Genomic DNA, 16702 nt, shown 5'->3' with positions numbered 1-16702 from the left:
TGTTTGCCGCGGGTTTTCAGGAGATGGCGGACAGGGTGGCGGGGGCCAGATGGCTGAAATCCAGAATTCCACGTATCTCGACTTCGCGGGATACGGCAACACCACTGCGACAACCGTCAAGGATGCGTGGGGCCTCACCGATTCTGAGATATTCGACGCGGGTTCCGGCTGGCAGATCAACGTCGCCATCGTTCTCGACCGCGCCAATGATCCCACCGAGTTTCTGGCACGGGATTGGGCGAGCCGGGCGCAGGGACTGGGGTCCATGACCCAGGCCGAGCTGTGGGCGCAATACGGCGCAGACGTCAATAATTACAATGAGGTCATGGCCTATCTGAACGGGGCCAACCCGGAGAGCCGCCACTACACGGTCCTCAGCGACACCGGAAACAACGGCGACTATGTCACCTCGGCGGAATCGCGCACCATTTGGGTACAACTCGACGCCAACGCCTTTTCCGATTTATTCAACAAGACACTGAAGCTTGTCGACTCCACCACCGCCGGCGAATTCGTGTTCTGGGACGGCAACCTCAACCTCCCCGCCAGTTGGAACGTCCAGGGGCTCTGGATCGACGGCGGCGAGGTTGTCCCGCCCAGCGACCAGGCCGGAGGCGCTTCCGTCACGCTGCCGCAGGGCAACCAGAGCATCGGCAACGACAGCGAAACCACGCCTAACGTCAGGCCGCAGAACGTCGCGTCGGATATTTACAACTTCCCTCTCGACGGACAGAGCGTACCGACCGGGACCATAGCGTTCGTTGAACCTGGCATCGGTTCAGCCTTACCGACGTCGCAGACACAGACATTCCAGGAACTGCTGCAAGAGTATCAGACGCATGTGGGCGTCAGCGGCACCGGTGTCGTCTATACGCAGGGTGCGGATGGGCAGTCCTATGCCGACGGCGGCGGCGGCGAACGCTCCCTTGATGTCGGCATAGCAACCGCCATCAATCCCAATAGCGACATCGCAATTTATGCCGGCTCCGGCTACAACGGCAATGCAAGCGCCTCCACCTTCACCGCCTATCAGAGCGCGATCTGGCAGGATCCGGATGACGCGCCGAGCGGTTGGACCAAGCCGGCAGTGGTCTCCTCCTCATGGGGCGATGACCAGAACCCCTCCCCGGACTCGCCCTTCTACCGCGCGTATATGCAGTTGTTCGTCGATGCAGCCCTGATGCAGCAAAGCGTGTTCACCGCCTTGGGCGATGGTGGCTCGGGCAACGAACAGGGCAATGGACTGACCAATGTCAGCTACAATTACGCCAGCCCTTATTCCACGCTGGTGGGCGGCACCTCTGTTTCGACCCCATCAACCGCGGCCACTGATGAGACCCTGACCTCCCTGCTCCAATTGGCGATGCAGGGCGACCAGGCGGTGCTGTGGCGCCTCATTCAGGGCGGCCTCAACACCATGCCGGTGAGCGGCGTGTCCACGAACACCTTCATCGAGGCGGCGTGGAACGAATATTACGTCGAGGGCACCACACTCACCGAGCCCTACCAGGAGAACAACGCCACTTCGGGCGGGGTCGACACCACCCAGGCAACGCCCACCTACCAGCTCGATTACGGCATCACGCCCACCACCGACAACAGCCCTTACACCGGCCAGGGGCGCGGCCTGCCGGATGTCGCGGCCAATGCGGGCGGCAACATGTTCTACCTGACTCCGAACGGCAACATGGTGGGCTTGACCGGCGAAGGCGGCACCAGCGCCGCAACGCCGCTTTGGGCGTCTCTGGCGGTTCAGATCAACACCATCTTCGCCGACCAAGGTCTGCCCCAGCTCGGCTACATGAACGACCTGCTCTATATCGCTTCGGCGATCGCACCCGGTTCGTTCAACGACATCACCTACGGCAACAACATATCCTCCTTCTCGGAGGGCGGTGATTACACCTCCGACGGGCAGGCGATAACGCCCACCGGCTTCGGCTTCTCGGCATCCGCAGGCTATGATCTCGTCTCGGGTCTCGGCTCTCCGAACGGCAGTCTGCTGGCGCGGGCTCTGACCGTGATCGCCCATTCGGAGATGTATTTCGCGTCTGAGCCGGACGTGATCGTCGCCGTTCCGATCGACCCGAGCGAACCCTCCTCGCCCACCATCAACCTGAGCGGAACCACCCAGAACCTGCTCTTCCAGCCGATCTTCGCGTCAAGCGACGACTGGTCGGTGGAAATCGGCGGCAGTCTCGTCTCCTTCGCGGCAAATGCCTCTGCCAACTACGCCTGGACCAACCAGTTCGCCCAGCAGGTCATGCAGTCCGACTTCTCGTCCAGCCTCGTGACGATGTTCGATGCCGGCGCGCATGGCTCGGTCTATCAGGCCGGGGTCGCGGCAGATGCGAGCCTTAACATCGCCATCGGCGGCACGGCCACCACCCAGCCGCAGATCAACCTCACCTCGCCCTACGGCTTCGTCGATTTCGTTTCGGACGGCGGCGATAGCGCCATCCAGGTGGCCCGCCCCATTGCCATCGCAGAGACCGCCGGCGGGCTGGACGATCAGAATGTGGTGGTGCGCATGCGCCAGAACGGCACGAACAGCAGCACCGTTACCTTCTACAAGGTGGACGATTTCAACGGGGACATCGACAGCCTTCACCCTGGCGATGCCGGCTATGCCGCTGCGATCGCTGCTCGCGCCTACCATACCGATACCGGGGCAACCTCCGTGAAGGGCAACGGCTATGGTCAATACAGCCAGACCGAACTGATCGGGGTGGATGCCGGGGATCTCGTCGCCATGATGCTCACCAGCGGCGGCCACACCTATTACGCCTTCGCCCAGGCGAACGAGACGGTGGATGGCCAGAGCGTCGGCCACATCTGGAACTACGGCTTGAACACGTTCGGTTGGGAAGACCTCTACGGCGGTGGCGACCGGGACTACAACGACCTCGTCGTCCAGCTCGATTTCACCAGCGCCGCCGGAAGTGGCTATCTGGTGTGACAGCCGGCGCGCTCATTTCGGGGTGCAATGCACCTCGTAGGCCTTCACCGCCTTCTCCTCGAACACCGCCTTGCCCGAGCAACCGGCGGCCTTAAGCGCATCATCGAGTTGGATTTCCTGGTAGGGGAAGATCTCCACGGTCGCGATCAGCGTGGTGTCATCGCGCGTGACGCGGCGCACCACCCAGTCCACATAGAGCCGGAAGTCCTCTTCACGCTTGAGCACCGACCAAAGCTGGTTGGGCAGATCGTCGTCATCGGCGAGCAGCCGCCGCTTCAGTTCGTCCACCGGAAGGTTCGGTGCGGAGGCCATATTCAACAGGCCCTTCAGCTCGAAATTCTTGTCAGGGTCACGGCCATAGAAGACATGGATGGTGGGATCGAAGATCACCCATGACACCACATGCTTGTATTTGTGCGTCTTGATGAACTGGTAGAGATCCCAGACATCGGTCTTCACATACGAGGTCTGCGCCGCGACCACGAGATTGTAGAGCATGGCCGGAGCGATCATCAGCCAGAGCAGCGCCACCTGCGCGAGCGGCTTGAGGCCGTAGGCACGCAGCAGACGCAGCACCAGCCAGCCCAGGAAGAAGCCGATGATCGGCGAGACATAGAGAAGCTGGCGCGTGGTGGAGAAAGGATAGGCGCCGACCATATTCATCGCCAGCAGGCCGCCGCAGATGAACAGCATGAGGCGCGCCGGGGCGTGTTCCGCCGCCAGCCAGTCGCGCCAGTTCGGCACGATGCGCTCCACCAGGGGCTTGGCTGCGCGGACATAGGCGATGACCAGCACAGGAACCGCCACCACCAGGAACAGATGCGGGAAGATGCCCCGAACCTCCCGCGCCATAATGGCCAGCGAGGTCATGTCCCGGTTCATCACCACGTTCAGAAGGGTGAGGCCGGCGTATTCCTTGCCGTAATTGATGAACTGCATGGCGATCATCGGCTTGACCATCACCAGATAGGTGACAAGCCAAACGGCGCAGAACAGCGCCGCAGCTAGCGCCCACCATTTGCGCTGGCCGCGGGTTTCCCGCGTGATGAAGATGTCGAACATCACCGGGACGACGATGATCAGGCTGGAGAAGGAAAACAGGATCGAGCCCAGCGCCACCGCTAAGAACAGCGCGGCGTATCGCCAATTGTAATTTCCCCGCCGGGCGATGTGCATCATCACGAACAGGATCGTGAAGAGGAACTCGAAGACGTATTGCTTGAGTTCGGTGGCGTTCAGGATGATGGGCCGGATCGCCAGCGTGATCATCAGCCCGTAATAGATCGCCGCATCCTTCGTCCGGAAGGCGGCGATGGTGGCCGCGACAAACCCCGCCAAGCACAAAAGCAGAAGCAGGAAGCGGGTGAAGAAAATGTCGCCGCCCGCGAGCGTGTAAAACACGGAGAGGACCGCCATGGCGAGCGGCGGGGCGGCTTGATCGTAATAGGGCAGCGGCGAGAAAAAGCCGAGATAGCCGGCCGCGAAATTCAGGATGATCGCGCCTTCATCCTGGAAGATCGACCGGCGGCATGCAAACGCCCCGGTGATGAAGACGCAGATCAGGCAAAAGGCTGCGATGATTTGATGACCGCGTGATGCGGCCTGCGTACGAACCCAGGCTTTCGACATCCGGCCTCGCCGACCTCTAGGAATCCCAAACAGGCCGGCGGCCTGCGCATGTCCGTTGTCATTGCCCTGGAGCCCATGCGGCTCCAGGGATCGCGGAAAAGGCCTGCCTTAGCCCGGCTGGTTCGAGCGTGAGACGTGGTCGCGCAGTTCCTGCAGCGAGGCGAAGCGCAGCGTGCCGTCCGGAAGCTCCGCCTGGATCGAGCCGTCCGAATACAGCGTATAGGCCATTCCGCCGACGATGCCGGACTTCAGCACCGAAGGCTCCGGCGCCGCCGGAGGGGCGGGCTCGGCACGGCGCGCGAGGGGGGCGAAGCCACGGGGAAGCGCGGGCGCGCGCTCCGTGGGCAACGGCACACTTTCAGGCTCTGGCGCCGGGGGCACGGAGGGCGGCAGATCGGAGGAAGGACGCATGCGCGCCGCGAACCCTTCTCCCTCGGGGGTGCGCCCCAGCACCCGACCGCGCCGCAGCGCCTCGGGAATCGCAGCAGTGGGCTCGAACGGCGGCGGGGCGGCCGGGCGCTCAAAGCTGCTCGGGCGGGAAAAGGCGGGCGGCGGGGGAAGCGGCCGCGCCGGCGGCACTTCGAGAACGGGCTCGGGCTCTGGCGGAAGGTCAGGCTCGTAGTCCGCCTCGTCTTCCAAATCGGGCTCGGGGCCAAGATCAGGCTCGGCGGGTAAGGCGAACGGCGCGCCGCTCGGCAGGGCGCCGGATGCGATGAAGGCGTCAAGCCGCGCGGAAAGCTCGCTCACCGCGCGCAGCACCATGGCCACCGCAAAAAGGATGATGCCACTCGAGAAGCTGATCGCGCCGGTCGCCACCAGCGTGTTGCCGAAGGACGAGACGAAGATCGCCATTCCCAGCGCCACGACGACCAAGCCCGCAAGCGCGAGCAATAAACCAAGTGCCACCAGGAACCGCCACATCGCCTCACTCCGCACACGACCGGCAAGCCCGGTCCGGTTCAACCCAATCACCGGTTACCTCAGAAATCGGTGCCGCCACGGTTGTCCGATCCCCTCGCCCGGCCTATCTAGATCGCAGTTCAGGTGGCCCGTTTCGATCTTCGGAATGAAAGTCGCCGGACTCCTCCCGGATCGAACGCGGAGACGCCTCATGTCTTTCACGCTGCCAGACCTGCCCTACTCCTACGATGCCCTCGCACCCTATATGTCGCGCGAGACGCTCGAATATCATCACGACAAGCACCATCTCGCCTACGTCAATAATGGCAATAATCTCCTAAAGGGAACTGAATTCGAGGGAAAATCCCTCGAAGAGATCGTGAAAGGGTCCTTCGGCAAGAATCCGGGGCTCTTTAACAACGCCGGCCAGCACTACAACCACCTCCATTTCTGGAAGTGGATGAAGCCCAACGGCGGCGGCGCGATTCCCGGTGAGCTTGAAAAGAAGATCATCGAAGACATCGGCTCGGTCGAGAAATTCAAGGAAGATTTCGCGGCTGCCGGCGTCGGCCAGTTCGGCTCGGGCTGGGCTTGGCTCACTCTGAAGGACGGCAAGCTTTCGGTCACCAAGACCGCAAACGGCGAGAACCCGCTGGTTCACGGCGGCACCCCGCTCCTGGGCGTCGATGTGTGGGAGCATTCCTATTATATCGATTATCGCAACCGCCGCCCGGACTACCTCAAGGCGTTTGTCGAGCATCTGGTAAACTGGGAATACGTCGCCGAACTCTACGGCAACGCATCCTGATATCTGCCCGGCACAACTTAGGCCGGGTCCTTACGCTGATGGTTAACGCCGGGCACGAAGGTCGTGCTCGGCGTTTTTTCTTTTACAATCAAAAATAGCTGAATCTCAGGACTGCACACGCATCGCGCTATACGCGAATACACGCTGCGACGCCCAATGCTGCGGTGCCGCTTGCTGCGCCGCAATGCATATTTTTCTTGCAATCGCCCAGGTTAAAGCGATGATAAGAATGCTCACGGATATGTGACCAGCTGCTGCCGTTACGCTGCCGCCGGGGGGACATGTTTAGGGGGCTGATGCAGCGTGTTCGAGTTGGATCTCACAACAAATGCGTTTCGCCCGTATCTCCCTGCCCGCGGCTCTCGCGGACCGCTGCACACTTGTGCTCATCGCCGTGGCCGGCGTTCTGGCACTCTTTACTTTTCACGATTACGGCCTTGGATGGGATGATTTCACCCATTCCCAGTATGGCGATCTGCTTTATCGCTACTTTGAGTCCGGCTTGGTCTTCCAGCGGGTCTTCTCGTTCGTAAATCTCTATTATTACGGCGGCGGCTTCGATGTCGTGGCCTCGGCGATCGCCAAATGGTTCCCGGTGGACGTTTTTGCCGTCCGCCGCCTGCTCGGTGGCATCGTCGGCATCGTCGGCCTGCTGATCGTGTGGCGCACCGGGCGGCGTATCGCCGGCCCCGCCTGCGGCCTTGTGGCAGTCTGCCTGCTCCTGATCTGCCCGCTCTATTACGGGCACATCTTCATGAACGCGAAGGATGCCCCCTTCGCCGTGGCCGTCGCGGCACTGGTCTACACACTGGTCCGCGCGCTCGACGAATACCCACGCCCCACATGGCGCACGGTGGCGCTGTTTGGCCTCAGCCTCGGCCTCGCGGTCGGCACGCGGGTGCTCGGCGTCATAACGGTGGCCTATGCCGGCCTCGCCCTGATGCTGCTCGCCGGCCTGGAATGGCGCGAGATGGGTTTTCGCCGCACGATTTCACGCATGGGCGGCTGCCTTGCGCTCATGGCCATGGGCCTGCCGCTGGCTTATCTGGTGCTCGGCCTGGTCTGGCCCTGGGCGGTGGTGGAACCGCTGAACCCGCTGCGGGCGCTCGCCTATTACTCCCACTTCTGGGAAGTGCCGTGGAGTGAGCTTTACGAGGGCCAGCCGATCCTGGTGCCCAACATGCCGCGCACCTATGTGCCGACGCTGTTCGCGGTCCAGATGCCCGAGGTGTTCCTGGGCCTCTCCATCGCCGGCGCCGGTGGCGCTCTGGTGGGCGCGCTGTTCGGTAAGGGAAAGCCGACCCACCGCGCGCAGTTGATGCTCATCGTTTCGGCCGCGCTGTTTCCGATCCTGCTTACGGTCGTGACGCGCCCGGCCATGTACAACGGCATCCGCCACTTCGTGTTCGTTACCCCGGCGCTCGCCATCCTGGGCGGCCTTGCAGGGGCCTGGGCCTGGGGCTGGCTGGCGCGCCAGCATCGTGCGGTGCGTGCCGGCGCCATGGCGACCTTCGTCGCAGCGCTGGCCCTGCCGGCCACGGAACTGGCCCAACTCCACCCTTATCAGTACACCTACTACAATCACCTCGTGGGCGGGGTTAAGGGCGCCGACGACAAGTTCATGCTCGACTACTGGGGCCTCGCCTTCAAGCAGGCGGCCGCCCAATTGGACGAGTATGTGGACGAACACCGCCGCTCGCTGCCGCAAGGCCGCAAGTTCCGCGTGGCGGTCTGCGGGCCGCATCGCGCGGCGGCGGTCGAACTGGGGCCGCGCTTCGAGACCACCTACGACACGTTCAACGCCGATTTCGCGCTGATGCTGGGCGAGTTCTACTGCGCCAACGTGCAGGCGCCGGTGATCGGTAAGGTAGAACGCGACGGCGTGGTCTATGCCCGCGTGTACGACACCCGCGGCCGCAGCTTCCCGAGCGTGTTCGCAGTCGGCCACTGAGATTGGATCGGAGCGGGCTTTGGCCCGCTCCTGATCTTTCAAATTGGGTCCCGCCGTCCGCGAGGCGGGTCAAATCCAGCGCAGGCGCTTGAACAGCCAGGTGAGGCTCAGCGCAAAAACCACCAGCAGCACCGAGATCAGCCAGAAGGATTCCGGGTCATCCACGCCGGGAATCCCGCCCACATTCATGCCGAACAGGCCTGAGACGAAGGTAAGCGGTGCGAACAACACCGTCACCACCGCCAGCACCAGCATGGATTTGTTCATCTGCTCGGCGCGTCGATCAACCATCTGGTCGCGGATGAGCGATGCACGCTCCCGGATGGAATCCAGTTCTTCCGTGAAGCGCGCCACCCGGTCGGCCGCATCCCGCAGGCGGGTGCGGTCCTTTGGGCCGAGCCAGGGGTCGTCCTCGGTGGAGAAGTGATTCAGCGCCTCGCGCTGCGGCGCGATGTGACGGCGCAGCTTGATGGAGACACGGCGTAGGATTGCAAGCTTGGGAAGAAGAGCCGACGCTTCCGCTGTCTGAACTGCATCCTCTAACTCGTCCGCCTCGTCCATCAGCGCCGAGATCACGGCGTCAAGGCGATCCACCAGGCGCAGCGAAAGTTCGGCAACCATCTCGCCCTGGGTCCTGGGGCAACGGGCACGCCCGAGGGCATCCACATAGTCCGCGATGGCGGAAATCGGCTCATGTTGGAGCGTGATGATCCGGCGCGCGTCCACCCACATATGCAGCCCGAGTAGATCCTCAGGCAGGGCATTGCGGTGCAGGTTGACCGCGCGCAGGACCAGAAAGGCGCTGTCGTTGAACAGTGAGCAGCGCGGCCGGCTCTCGTCGTCCAGCATGCCTTCGAGGATGATGTGGTCGATGCCGCTTTCGTGGCGCAGCCAATCCTGGGAAAGGCGGGGCGCCGAGCGGAAATGCAGCCAGAGAAAGCCATCCTCCGGCTGCCCCACAGCCCGCGCCTCATCCCAGGTCAGACGGCGGCCGCCTCCGCGCCCGTCGAACGCCCAGGCCTCCAGCAGACCCTCGCTGTTGTGATCCAACATCTGCCCCCCCACGCTTGGGCTGAGCCTTCCTGCCAGAAAGCCGGCAGGCGGGAAAGCGCCAAGCACGGGGTCATCGAGCTTCACGCAAGGGCCTGAAGGATCCTTACCCAGCTACGCGTGCCTTTTCTGAAGGAGTTAAGGTCGTATTTCTCGTTCGGAGAGTGGATGCGATCGTCGTCTAGCCCGAAGCCGATCAGCAGCGTGTCCATTCCCAGCATCTTCTTGAACTGGCCGACAATGGGGATCGATCCCCCGGACCCCACCTCAACCGCCGGCTTGCCCCATTCCGCCGTCAGGGCGGCGGCGGCCTTGGCAAGGTCCGCGCTTTCGGGGGGGACGCGGAAGGCACGGCTGCCCTCGCCGCCTTCCAGCTTGAGCTTGCAATCGGCTGGCACCCGTTCTGTGACGAAGGCGACGAACGCATCCCTGATTGCAACCGGGTCCTGATCCGCCACGAGGCGGAACGAGATTTTAGCTGTGGCGGAGGAGGGGATGATGGTCTTGCTCCCCTGCCCGGTATAGCCGCCGTACATGCCATTCACCTCAGCTGTCGGGCGGGACTGGATTTGCTCAATCAGCAGCCGGTCGGCCTCACCGCAGGGGATAGAGAGCCCGATCGGACCAAGGAACGCCTCGGCGGTGAGACCAAGAGTTTCCCACTGCTTCAGCACTTCGGGTGTCGGCTCGCGCACATCGTCATAGAAGCCCGGCAGGGTGACACGGCCGGTCTCGTCGTGCAGGTCGGCGATGATCTTCGCCAGCACATGGGTGGGGTTGCGCGCGGCACCACCGAACAAGCCGGAATGCAGGTCGCGATCAGCCCCGATCACCGTCACTTCGCTATGGATGATGCCGCGCAGAGACGTGGTTATCGAGGGCGTGTCCTGGTCCCACATGCCGGTGTCACACACCAGCGCGACGTCGGCTGCGAGTTCCCCGCCATGGGCCGCCAGAAACGCCGGCAGGCTTGGCGAGCCGCACTCCTCCTCGCCTTCGAGCAGGACCGTCACATCAAGCGGCAGGCGACCGGTGACATCGCGATGGGCCCTCAGCGCCTCCAGGAAGGTGAAGACCTGGCCCTTGTCGTCGCATGCACCACGCGCCACGATTCGTTTGCGCCCCCCTGGGCCTTCTGCCAGCCGGGGCTCGAACGGCGGGCTCTCCCACAATTCCAGCGGGTCCACGGGCTGAACGTCATAGTGGCCGTAGAACAGCACACGCCGCGCCGCGCCGGTGTCGGTGCGCCCAACCACCACGGGATGACCGGTGGTGTCCCGCACGGCAGCGGAAAACCCAAGCTCGGTGAGGGTCTCTGCTGCGACTTCCGCCGCGCGCCGGCATTCGGCCTTGTAGGCGGGGTCGGTGGAAATGCTGGGAATGCGGAGAAAGGCGAACAGCCGCTGCAGGCTCTCGTCCAGTTGCCCGTCCACCTGGTTCAAGACGTCGTCCAGTGCGGCCATGATGTCCTCTGTTGCTCGCGTCGCGTGCGCCATCTCGGCTTGGCGTGCGCCATCTTGGGGAACACTCCGGCGCATGCGTCAAGGTGGCGGGTTTATTTCGCGTCGCCATACGGGTTCGCTGTGCATTGCTCCCCCCGTCCCCGCGAGATCCCCTCATGGCATTCGCTTGCACCATTCCCGCCATTCCGACCCTCCAGCAGGACGATGCGGACGTGCGCATCACCCGCTGGGATTTCGCCCCCGGCGCAGTCACCGGCTGGCACCGGCACGGCTGGTCGTACTTCGTAGTGATGCTGACGGACGGCACTTTGCGCATGCACGATGGCACGAACGTCAAGGACACGGCTTTGAAAGCGGGTCAGACCTATCTGCGCAAGGCGGGCGTCGAGCATGACGTCATGAACGGCTCCGACCATCCCATCGCGTTCGTGGAAATCGAGGTCAAGCGCACGTCTGCCCTGGCGATGGATTGAACCGTCCGGGATGCGGCCCGGACGGTGAAATAAACATCGAATACGACGCCGCGTTCAGTTGGCTGCGACGGCGCCTTCGGCGGCACTGGCGGCGGTGCCCACGGCAGGGCGCTGCCCACGGCGGGCGCGCTGAAGCACCGAACCGATACGACGATAGAGAAGGCGTGGAAGAAGTGGCATTCCCACAGCGGCGTCATAGCCGCCGCGGCCGGCGACGCGAGCGAGCGCATAAGCCGTTCCGTCTGCCACCACCACGGCGGGGATGGCATCGCCCGTGTCCCTGAAGGGATGATCGGGAACTTCATCGGCGGAGCTTGCCTGGACCACCAGCACATCGAATGCGCGCGGAAGATCACGGGCTTCTGCCACCGAGGACACCTCGGTCACAGCTCCGACACCGAGGGCGGTGAGCCCCAGGCGAGTCATCTGTCGCCGATCAGCGTCGGCATCGATGATTAGAATACGGGCAGTTGGCAACACCTTCATGGGGCGCTCCTGATTGAGAGCGGCACCGGCCATTTAATCGGCCGGGCCGCTGATTGAGCGACTCCGACCGAACGCAACCCCCCGAAATCACGTTCGACTCGCGACTAAAGATTAACGTCATAGTCCCCGCGAAGCAACCGTTACCAGGGTCCGGCATTCCCTTCTGGGAAGCGCCTACTTCTTTATGCCCCCGAGAATACCGCGCAGAATCGCCCGCGTGATCTGCGTCGTCACCTGCGACGCGACGGAACGGGCCACCTGCCGCACCACGACCTCGGTAGTGGACATGCGGGTGGAGGCGCGCGGCTGGGGTGCCGCCCGCTCACGCGGCGGGGCCGGAGGCGAGCGCCCAGTGTCCCCGGTATGGGGAACCGAGGTCGTGCGTGGCCCCGTAGGCGCCGGAGCCGGCTTGGCCCACGGGCCGGCGGGAGGTGTTTCCGGCGGCACACGATCGGCACGCCCGCGCAAAATCTCGAAAGCCGATTCCCGGTCCACCAGCTTGTCGTACACACGACCCAAAACGCTCGCCGAAAGGATCCCCTTGCGCTCCTCCGGCGAGATCGGCCCGACACGGGCGCACGGTGGAGCGATCAGCGTGCGCTCGACCATGGACGGCGTACCGTTGCCCTCCAGCATGGAAACCAGCGCCTCGCCTTTGCCGAGTTCGGTAATGACCCCCGCCGTATCCAAGTCGGGGTTGGGGCGGAAGGTTTCGGCCGCCGCCTTCACTGCCTTCTGGTCGCGGGGTGTGAAGGCGCGCAGCGCGTGCTGTACTCGGTTGCCGAGCTGCGCCAGCACCTTGTCCGGCACATCCAGCGGGTTCTGGGTGACGAAATAGATCCCCACGCCCTTCGAGCGGATCAGGCGCACCACCTGCTCAACCTTGTCGATCAAGACCTTGGGGGCATCATCGAACAGCAGGTGCGCCTCGTCGAAGAAGAACACCAGCTTGGGCTTCTCCACATCGCCCACCTCGGGCAGTTCCTCGAACAGTTCGGAGAGCAACCAGAGCAGGAAACAGGCATAAAGCCGGGGCGCGCCCATAAGCTTGTCGGCGGCAAGAATGTTAATGGTGCCGTAGCCGCTGCGGTCGACCTGCATCAGGTCCTTGATGTTCAACGCGGGCTCGCCAAAAAAGGCGGTCGCGCCCTGGTTCTCCAAGACCAGAAGCTGGCGCTGGATCGCGCCCACCGTGACGGCGGAGACATTGCCGTATTCGGTGGTCAAGGTCGCGGCATTCTCCGCAACCCAGCCCATCATGGCGCGCAGATCCTTGAGATCCAGCAGCAGCAGGCCTTTCTCGTCCGCAACACGGAAGGCGATATTGATCACGCCCTCCTGCGTCTCGTTCAGCCCCATCAGACGCGCCAGCAGCAGCGGTCCCATCTCCGACACCGTAGCCCGCACCGGATGCCCCTGGTCGCCGAACAGGTCCCAGAACGCGACCGGGAATCGGTCGGGCACGTAGTCCATTCCCAATTCCTTGGCACGCTCCAGCAGGAAGGGCTTTGGCTCGCCCTTGGCTGCGATCCCGGAGAGGTCGCCCTTGATGTCGGCGGCAAACACCGGAACCCCGGCGCGGGAAAAGCCTTCAGCCATCACCTGGAGCGTCACGGTCTTGCCGGTGCCGGTGGCACCGGTGACGAGGCCGTGGCGATTGGCGAGGCGCAGGGAAAGATATTCGTCCTTGAAGGCGGGTTTGGTTGACGCGCCTTTCGCGGCCTTGGCCGGCGGAGCGGAAAAGCTGCGCCCGAGAAGGATTTTTCCCTCGGAATCCTGCGTGGCCATACGCGCCCTCCCTGTTCCGATCATTCGCCTATTTCGCCCATGCCCGCCCCCGGACACAAGGCCTTGCACGCGCCGATGCAATCGCCTGCCCTTGCCTCCGGGGCAGGTGACGGTCAATATCCCGGCCCAGCCAGCGGAGGTGCGCATGGACGAGTTGATCGCGCGACTGAGGGACAAGGTCGGCATCAGCGAAGCTGCGGCACGCCGTTCCGTTGAGGTGGTGATCGCCTTTCTCGCCAGCGAAGCGCCCGCCGGCACGATGAATGAACTGGCGGCCGGCATCTCCGGGCTCGAGGAGGTTATCGCCCATTTGCCTGCCGAAACCGCCCTCCCCGCCTCCACGCGCCATTTCGGCGGCATGGCCCGGCTGATGGAGGCGGCAAATCGCATGATGGAGAGCGGCCTCACCATGTCTCAGGTGCAGCAGGCGACGCACGAAGTGGTGTGCTTCGCCCGCGACAAGGCCGGTGAGGATGTGGTGAACCGCATCGTCACCGCCATTCCCGGCCTGCGACAGGTGGCCTGAGGCGACCATGACGACCGGTGCCGCCCCGGCGCGGATGATCGAAGCCTGCGGCCGAAAGATCGCACTGGGGCCGCGCACGCTCATCATGGGCATTATCAATGTGACGCCTGATTCTTTCTCGGACGGCGGCCTCAACGCCGCTGTGCCCACGGCCCTTGCGAGTGCGCGCCGCATGGCAGCAGAGGGCGCGGACATTCTCGATGTGGGCGGCGAATCAACCCGGCCTGGCCATACGGCCGTTCCGGCAGAGGAGGAATGGGCGCGCGTCGGCCCGGTGCTGGACGCGCTGGTGCAGGAAGCCATGCCGCCCATCTCCATCGACACCTGGAAGGCAAAGGTCGCGCATCGCGCCGTGGTGGCGGGCGCGGTGATCGTCAACGACGTCTGGGGCTTCTCGCGCGATCCGGATATGGCCCGCGTGGTAGCAGACACGGGCGCCGCGGCGGTGGTGATGCACAATCGCGAAACCATTGACGGTAGCCTGGATATTGTCGCTGATATGATCGGCTTCTTCGAGCGGGCGTTGGAGCGCGCGGACGCGGCGGGTGTGCCGCGCGGGCGCATCGTGCTCGACCCCGGCATCGGCTTCGGTAAGACCTTCGCGCAAAATCTCGCGGCCCTTCGCCGGCTGGATGAGCTGAGGGTTCTCGGCCTGCCGCTGCTGCTCGGCGCCTCTCGCAAGTCGGTGATCGGCAAGGTGATCGAGAGCGCGCCCACCGAACGCCTGCCTGGCAGCATCGCGGCGCACGTCATCGGCATCATGGCCGGTGTCGAGATCGTGCGGGTCCACGATGTCGCCGCCCATGTTCAAGCCGCGCGGGTGGCGGAAGCGATCCGCGGCGCCTTATGAACGGCCGACCATGAGCCGCGCAACCCGCGCTTATCTCTGCCTCGGCGGGAACCTTGGGGAACCGCGCGAGACGCTGCGCCTCGCGCTCGGCATGCTGGCGCGAGGCGGCCTCACGATCGGCCGCCGGTCCTCGCTGTATCGCACGCCGCCGTGGGGGCCGGTTCCGCAGCCGGATTACCTCAACCAGGTGGTGGAAGTGACGACCCCCACCACGGCGCACGGCCTCCTGGATATCGCCCTTCTTGTGGAGCGCATGCTGGGACGGGATCGCACGCGCGAGGAACGTTACGGCCCGCGCAGCATCGACATCGACATCCTGCTGTTCGGAAACGAGACCGTCGCGGAGAGCGATCTGGTGCTCCCTCATCCCCGCCTGCTGGAGCGTGCTTTCGCCCTGGTGCCGCTGGTCGAGATCGCGCCTGACATCAAGGTTTCCGGTGTCAGCGCAGCGTCAGCACTCGCGCTGCTGGACAGCACGGGGATCGTGAAACTCGAAACCTGAGCTTAAAATAAAAAGGCGCCCCGTTTGTACGGAGCGCCTTTCTCTTGCACGCAGGGAAAGAGCCGAGCCGGCCCTTTGCACCTACATGCGCTTCACGATGCCGGACCTGAGACGGACCTGTTTGGCCACCTCGTCCTTTGCAATTGCGTACTGGCTCCTGGATCTGCATGTCTCCAGAAACTGGAGATTGAATTTCGATCGAGAAACGCGCGCCGTGCGATCCCGGTTCCGCTCGCTCCCCACATTGAGCGATGGGCCGTATCGCGCCATCCTGAGGGCACGCGTCGAGTCGGAATGCGCGCAGGAGGGGGCATGACGCAGCCGGCCATAGCCGAGGACGACGCCGTGCTGGCCGAGCGGGTTGCGCGCGGTGAGCGGGCGGCGCTGGCGCGCGCCATCACGCTCATAGAATCCCGCCGGCCGGACCATCGGCGCCGGGCCGAAGCCCTGCTCCAGGGCCTGCTGCCGCGCACGGGGGGCGCGTACCGGGTCGGCATCACCGGCGTGCCCGGGGTGGGAAAGTCCACCACCATCGATGCGCTCGGAACTTTCCTTACAAAGAAGGGCCACAAGGTGGCCGTGCTCGCGGTGGACCCCTCCTCCACCCGCACCGGCGGCTCGATCCTAGGCGACAAGACACGCATGCAGCGCCTTTCGGTCGATCGCAACGCATTCGTCCGCCCCTCTCCCTCCAGCGGCACGCTGGGCGGTATCGCCGCCAAAACCCGCGAGACCATGCTGCTGTGCGAAGCCGCCGGCTTCGATATCGTGTTGGTGGAGACGGTGGGCGTCGGCCAATCGGAGACCGCCGTCGCCGATCTCACCGACACCTTCCTGGTGCTGATGCTGCCCGGCGCGGGAGACGAGCTTCAGGGCATCAAGAAGGGCGTGCTGGAACTGGCCGATATCGTTGCCGTGAACAAGGCGGACGGCGACAATTTGGGCCGAGCCCGGATCGCCGCTGGCGAGTACCGCGCGGCGCTGCATCTGCTGGGCTCACGCGACACCCATTGGTCGCCGCCGGTGCTGCTCTATTCCGGCCTGCTGGGAGAGGGCATCGCCAAGCTCTGGGCCGAAATCGAAAACCACCGTACCCGTTGCGAGGCAGCGGGCGCCTTCGCCGCAACCCGCCGCGCCCAGCAGGTGCGCTGGATGTGGACATTGCTCCAGGAGCGGGTCGCGGAGCGGGTGCGCACGGACCCGACCATTAAGGCTCGCCTGCCTGAGCTAGAGCGCCAGGTCGCCGACGGAACCCTGGCACCCACACTTGCGGCCAACGAGATCGCCGCCATGTTGGGGCTATGAGCACAGGACGTC

At 64.2% G+C, this 16702-nt stretch carries 14 protein-coding genes; 8 read left to right on the top strand and 6 right to left on the bottom strand.

The features are described 5' to 3' along the window. Positions 1 to 49 precede the first annotated feature (49 nt). Positions 50 to 2959: a DUF4114 domain-containing protein gene (locus ADADO0_RS12265; protein WP_511305431.1), complete on the top strand. Its 2910-nt coding sequence runs from the start codon at positions 50 to 52 to the stop codon at positions 2957 to 2959. A 12-nt stretch (positions 2960 to 2971) separates the two neighbouring features. On the opposite strand, the gene ADADO0_RS12260 is transcribed toward ADADO0_RS12265, so the two are convergent. Further along, positions 2972 to 4588, bottom strand: coding sequence for a hypothetical protein (locus tag ADADO0_RS12260; protein WP_511305430.1), 1617 nt, complete (start codon positions 4586 to 4588; stop codon positions 2972 to 2974). Positions 4589 to 4696: 108 nt separating this feature from the next. Beyond that, complete coding sequence (locus tag ADADO0_RS12255; protein ID WP_511305429.1) at positions 4697 to 5509, bottom strand: hypothetical protein; 813 nt, start codon at positions 5507 to 5509, stop codon at positions 4697 to 4699. 190 nt (positions 5510 to 5699) lie between these two features. Here ADADO0_RS12255 and ADADO0_RS12250 point away from each other — a divergent pair, with 190 nt between their 5' ends. Together ADADO0_RS12250 and ADADO0_RS12245 are read left to right on the top strand one after the other, a co-directional pair. Further along, positions 5700 to 6296, top strand: coding sequence for a superoxide dismutase (locus ADADO0_RS12250; RefSeq protein WP_511305428.1), 597 nt, complete (start codon positions 5700 to 5702; stop codon positions 6294 to 6296). 328 nt (positions 6297 to 6624) lie between these two features. Continuing rightward, positions 6625 to 8247 (top strand): ArnT family glycosyltransferase, encoded by a 1623-nt coding sequence (locus tag ADADO0_RS12245; RefSeq protein ID WP_511305427.1) that lies wholly within the window; start codon positions 6625 to 6627, stop codon positions 8245 to 8247. A 69-nt stretch (positions 8248 to 8316) separates the two neighbouring features. On the opposite strand, the gene ADADO0_RS12240 is transcribed toward ADADO0_RS12245, so the two are convergent. Together ADADO0_RS12240 and ADADO0_RS12235 are read right to left on the bottom strand one after the other, a co-directional pair. Further along, a complete protein-coding gene (locus ADADO0_RS12240) occupies positions 8317 to 9300 on the bottom strand; it encodes a zinc transporter ZntB (RefSeq protein ID WP_511305426.1) in 984 nt (327 codons plus the stop codon). 80 nt (positions 9301 to 9380) lie between these two features. Next, positions 9381 to 10760, bottom strand: a complete 1380-nt coding sequence (locus tag ADADO0_RS12235; RefSeq protein ID WP_511305425.1) for a M20/M25/M40 family metallo-hydrolase — start codon at positions 10758 to 10760, stop codon at positions 9381 to 9383. Between the two features lie 155 nt (positions 10761 to 10915). Between ADADO0_RS12235 and ADADO0_RS12230 the strand changes: the two genes are divergently transcribed. After that, positions 10916 to 11233, top strand: coding sequence for a cupin domain-containing protein (locus ADADO0_RS12230; RefSeq protein WP_511305424.1), 318 nt, complete (start codon positions 10916 to 10918; stop codon positions 11231 to 11233). A 54-nt stretch (positions 11234 to 11287) separates the two neighbouring features. Here ADADO0_RS12230 and ADADO0_RS12225 read toward each other — a convergent pair whose 3' ends face one another. Together ADADO0_RS12225 and ADADO0_RS12220 are read right to left on the bottom strand one after the other, a co-directional pair. Then, entirely contained in the window at positions 11288 to 11719 is a 432-nt protein-coding gene (locus ADADO0_RS12225) for an ANTAR domain-containing protein (RefSeq protein ID WP_511305423.1), read from the bottom strand. Between the two features lie 174 nt (positions 11720 to 11893). Beyond that, positions 11894 to 13507: a helicase HerA-like domain-containing protein gene (locus ADADO0_RS12220; RefSeq protein WP_511305422.1), complete on the bottom strand. Its 1614-nt coding sequence runs from the start codon at positions 13505 to 13507 to the stop codon at positions 11894 to 11896. 145 nt (positions 13508 to 13652) lie between these two features. Between ADADO0_RS12220 and ADADO0_RS12215 the strand changes: the two genes are divergently transcribed. From ADADO0_RS12215 to meaB, 4 genes are all read left to right on the top strand, one after another. Then, entirely contained in the window at positions 13653 to 14033 is a 381-nt protein-coding gene (locus ADADO0_RS12215) for a hypothetical protein (protein WP_511305421.1), read from the top strand. 7 nt (positions 14034 to 14040) lie between these two features. Continuing rightward, positions 14041 to 14883, top strand: coding sequence for a dihydropteroate synthase (gene folP / locus ADADO0_RS12210; protein ID WP_511305419.1), 843 nt, complete (start codon positions 14041 to 14043; stop codon positions 14881 to 14883). A gap of 10 nt (positions 14884 to 14893) precedes the next feature. Beyond that, a complete protein-coding gene (folK, locus tag ADADO0_RS12205; protein WP_511305418.1) occupies positions 14894 to 15385 on the top strand; it encodes a 2-amino-4-hydroxy-6-hydroxymethyldihydropteridine diphosphokinase in 492 nt (163 codons plus the stop codon). Between the two features lie 312 nt (positions 15386 to 15697). Beyond that, on the top strand, positions 15698 to 16690 hold the full coding sequence (gene meaB / locus ADADO0_RS12200) for a methylmalonyl Co-A mutase-associated GTPase MeaB (RefSeq protein WP_511305417.1): 993 nt from the start codon (positions 15698 to 15700) through the stop codon (positions 16688 to 16690). The last annotated feature ends 12 nt before the right edge of the window (positions 16691 to 16702 follow it).

This window comes from Aquabacter sp., from assembly GCF_965279295.1.
GTDB lineage: Bacteria > Pseudomonadota > Alphaproteobacteria > Rhizobiales > Xanthobacteraceae > Aquabacter.
The sequence above is the reverse complement of the archived record's forward strand: the minus strand, read 5'-3'. Positions and strand labels throughout refer to the sequence as shown.

Coding starts and splice junctions, on each gene's coding strand:
- ADADO0_RS12250 (WP_511305428.1), top strand. CDS start 5,700: ATGTCTTTCACGCTGCCAGACCTGCCCTACTCCTACGATGCCCTCGCA.
- ADADO0_RS12255 (WP_511305429.1), bottom strand. CDS start 5,509: ATGTGGCGGTTCCTGGTGGCACTTGGTTTATTGCTCGCGCTTGCGGGC.
- folP (WP_511305419.1), top strand. CDS start 14,041: ATGACGACCGGTGCCGCCCCGGCGCGGATGATCGAAGCCTGCGGCCGA.
- ADADO0_RS12220 (WP_511305422.1), bottom strand. CDS start 13,507: ATGGCCACGCAGGATTCCGAGGGAAAAATCCTTCTCGGGCGCAGCTTT.
- ADADO0_RS12240 (WP_511305426.1), bottom strand. CDS start 9,300: ATGTTGGATCACAACAGCGAGGGTCTGCTGGAGGCCTGGGCGTTCGAC.
- ADADO0_RS12260 (WP_511305430.1), bottom strand. CDS start 4,588: ATGTCGAAAGCCTGGGTTCGTACGCAGGCCGCATCACGCGGTCATCAA.
- ADADO0_RS12230 (WP_511305424.1), top strand. CDS start 10,916: ATGGCATTCGCTTGCACCATTCCCGCCATTCCGACCCTCCAGCAGGAC.
- ADADO0_RS12245 (WP_511305427.1), top strand. CDS start 6,625: ATGCGTTTCGCCCGTATCTCCCTGCCCGCGGCTCTCGCGGACCGCTGC.
- meaB (WP_511305417.1), top strand. CDS start 15,698: ATGACGCAGCCGGCCATAGCCGAGGACGACGCCGTGCTGGCCGAGCGG.
- ADADO0_RS12265 (WP_511305431.1), top strand. CDS start 50: ATGGCTGAAATCCAGAATTCCACGTATCTCGACTTCGCGGGATACGGC.
- ADADO0_RS12225 (WP_511305423.1), bottom strand. CDS start 11,719: ATGAAGGTGTTGCCAACTGCCCGTATTCTAATCATCGATGCCGACGCT.
- folK (WP_511305418.1), top strand. CDS start 14,894: ATGAGCCGCGCAACCCGCGCTTATCTCTGCCTCGGCGGGAACCTTGGG.
- ADADO0_RS12215 (WP_511305421.1), top strand. CDS start 13,653: ATGGACGAGTTGATCGCGCGACTGAGGGACAAGGTCGGCATCAGCGAA.
- ADADO0_RS12235 (WP_511305425.1), bottom strand. CDS start 10,760: ATGGCCGCACTGGACGACGTCTTGAACCAGGTGGACGGGCAACTGGAC.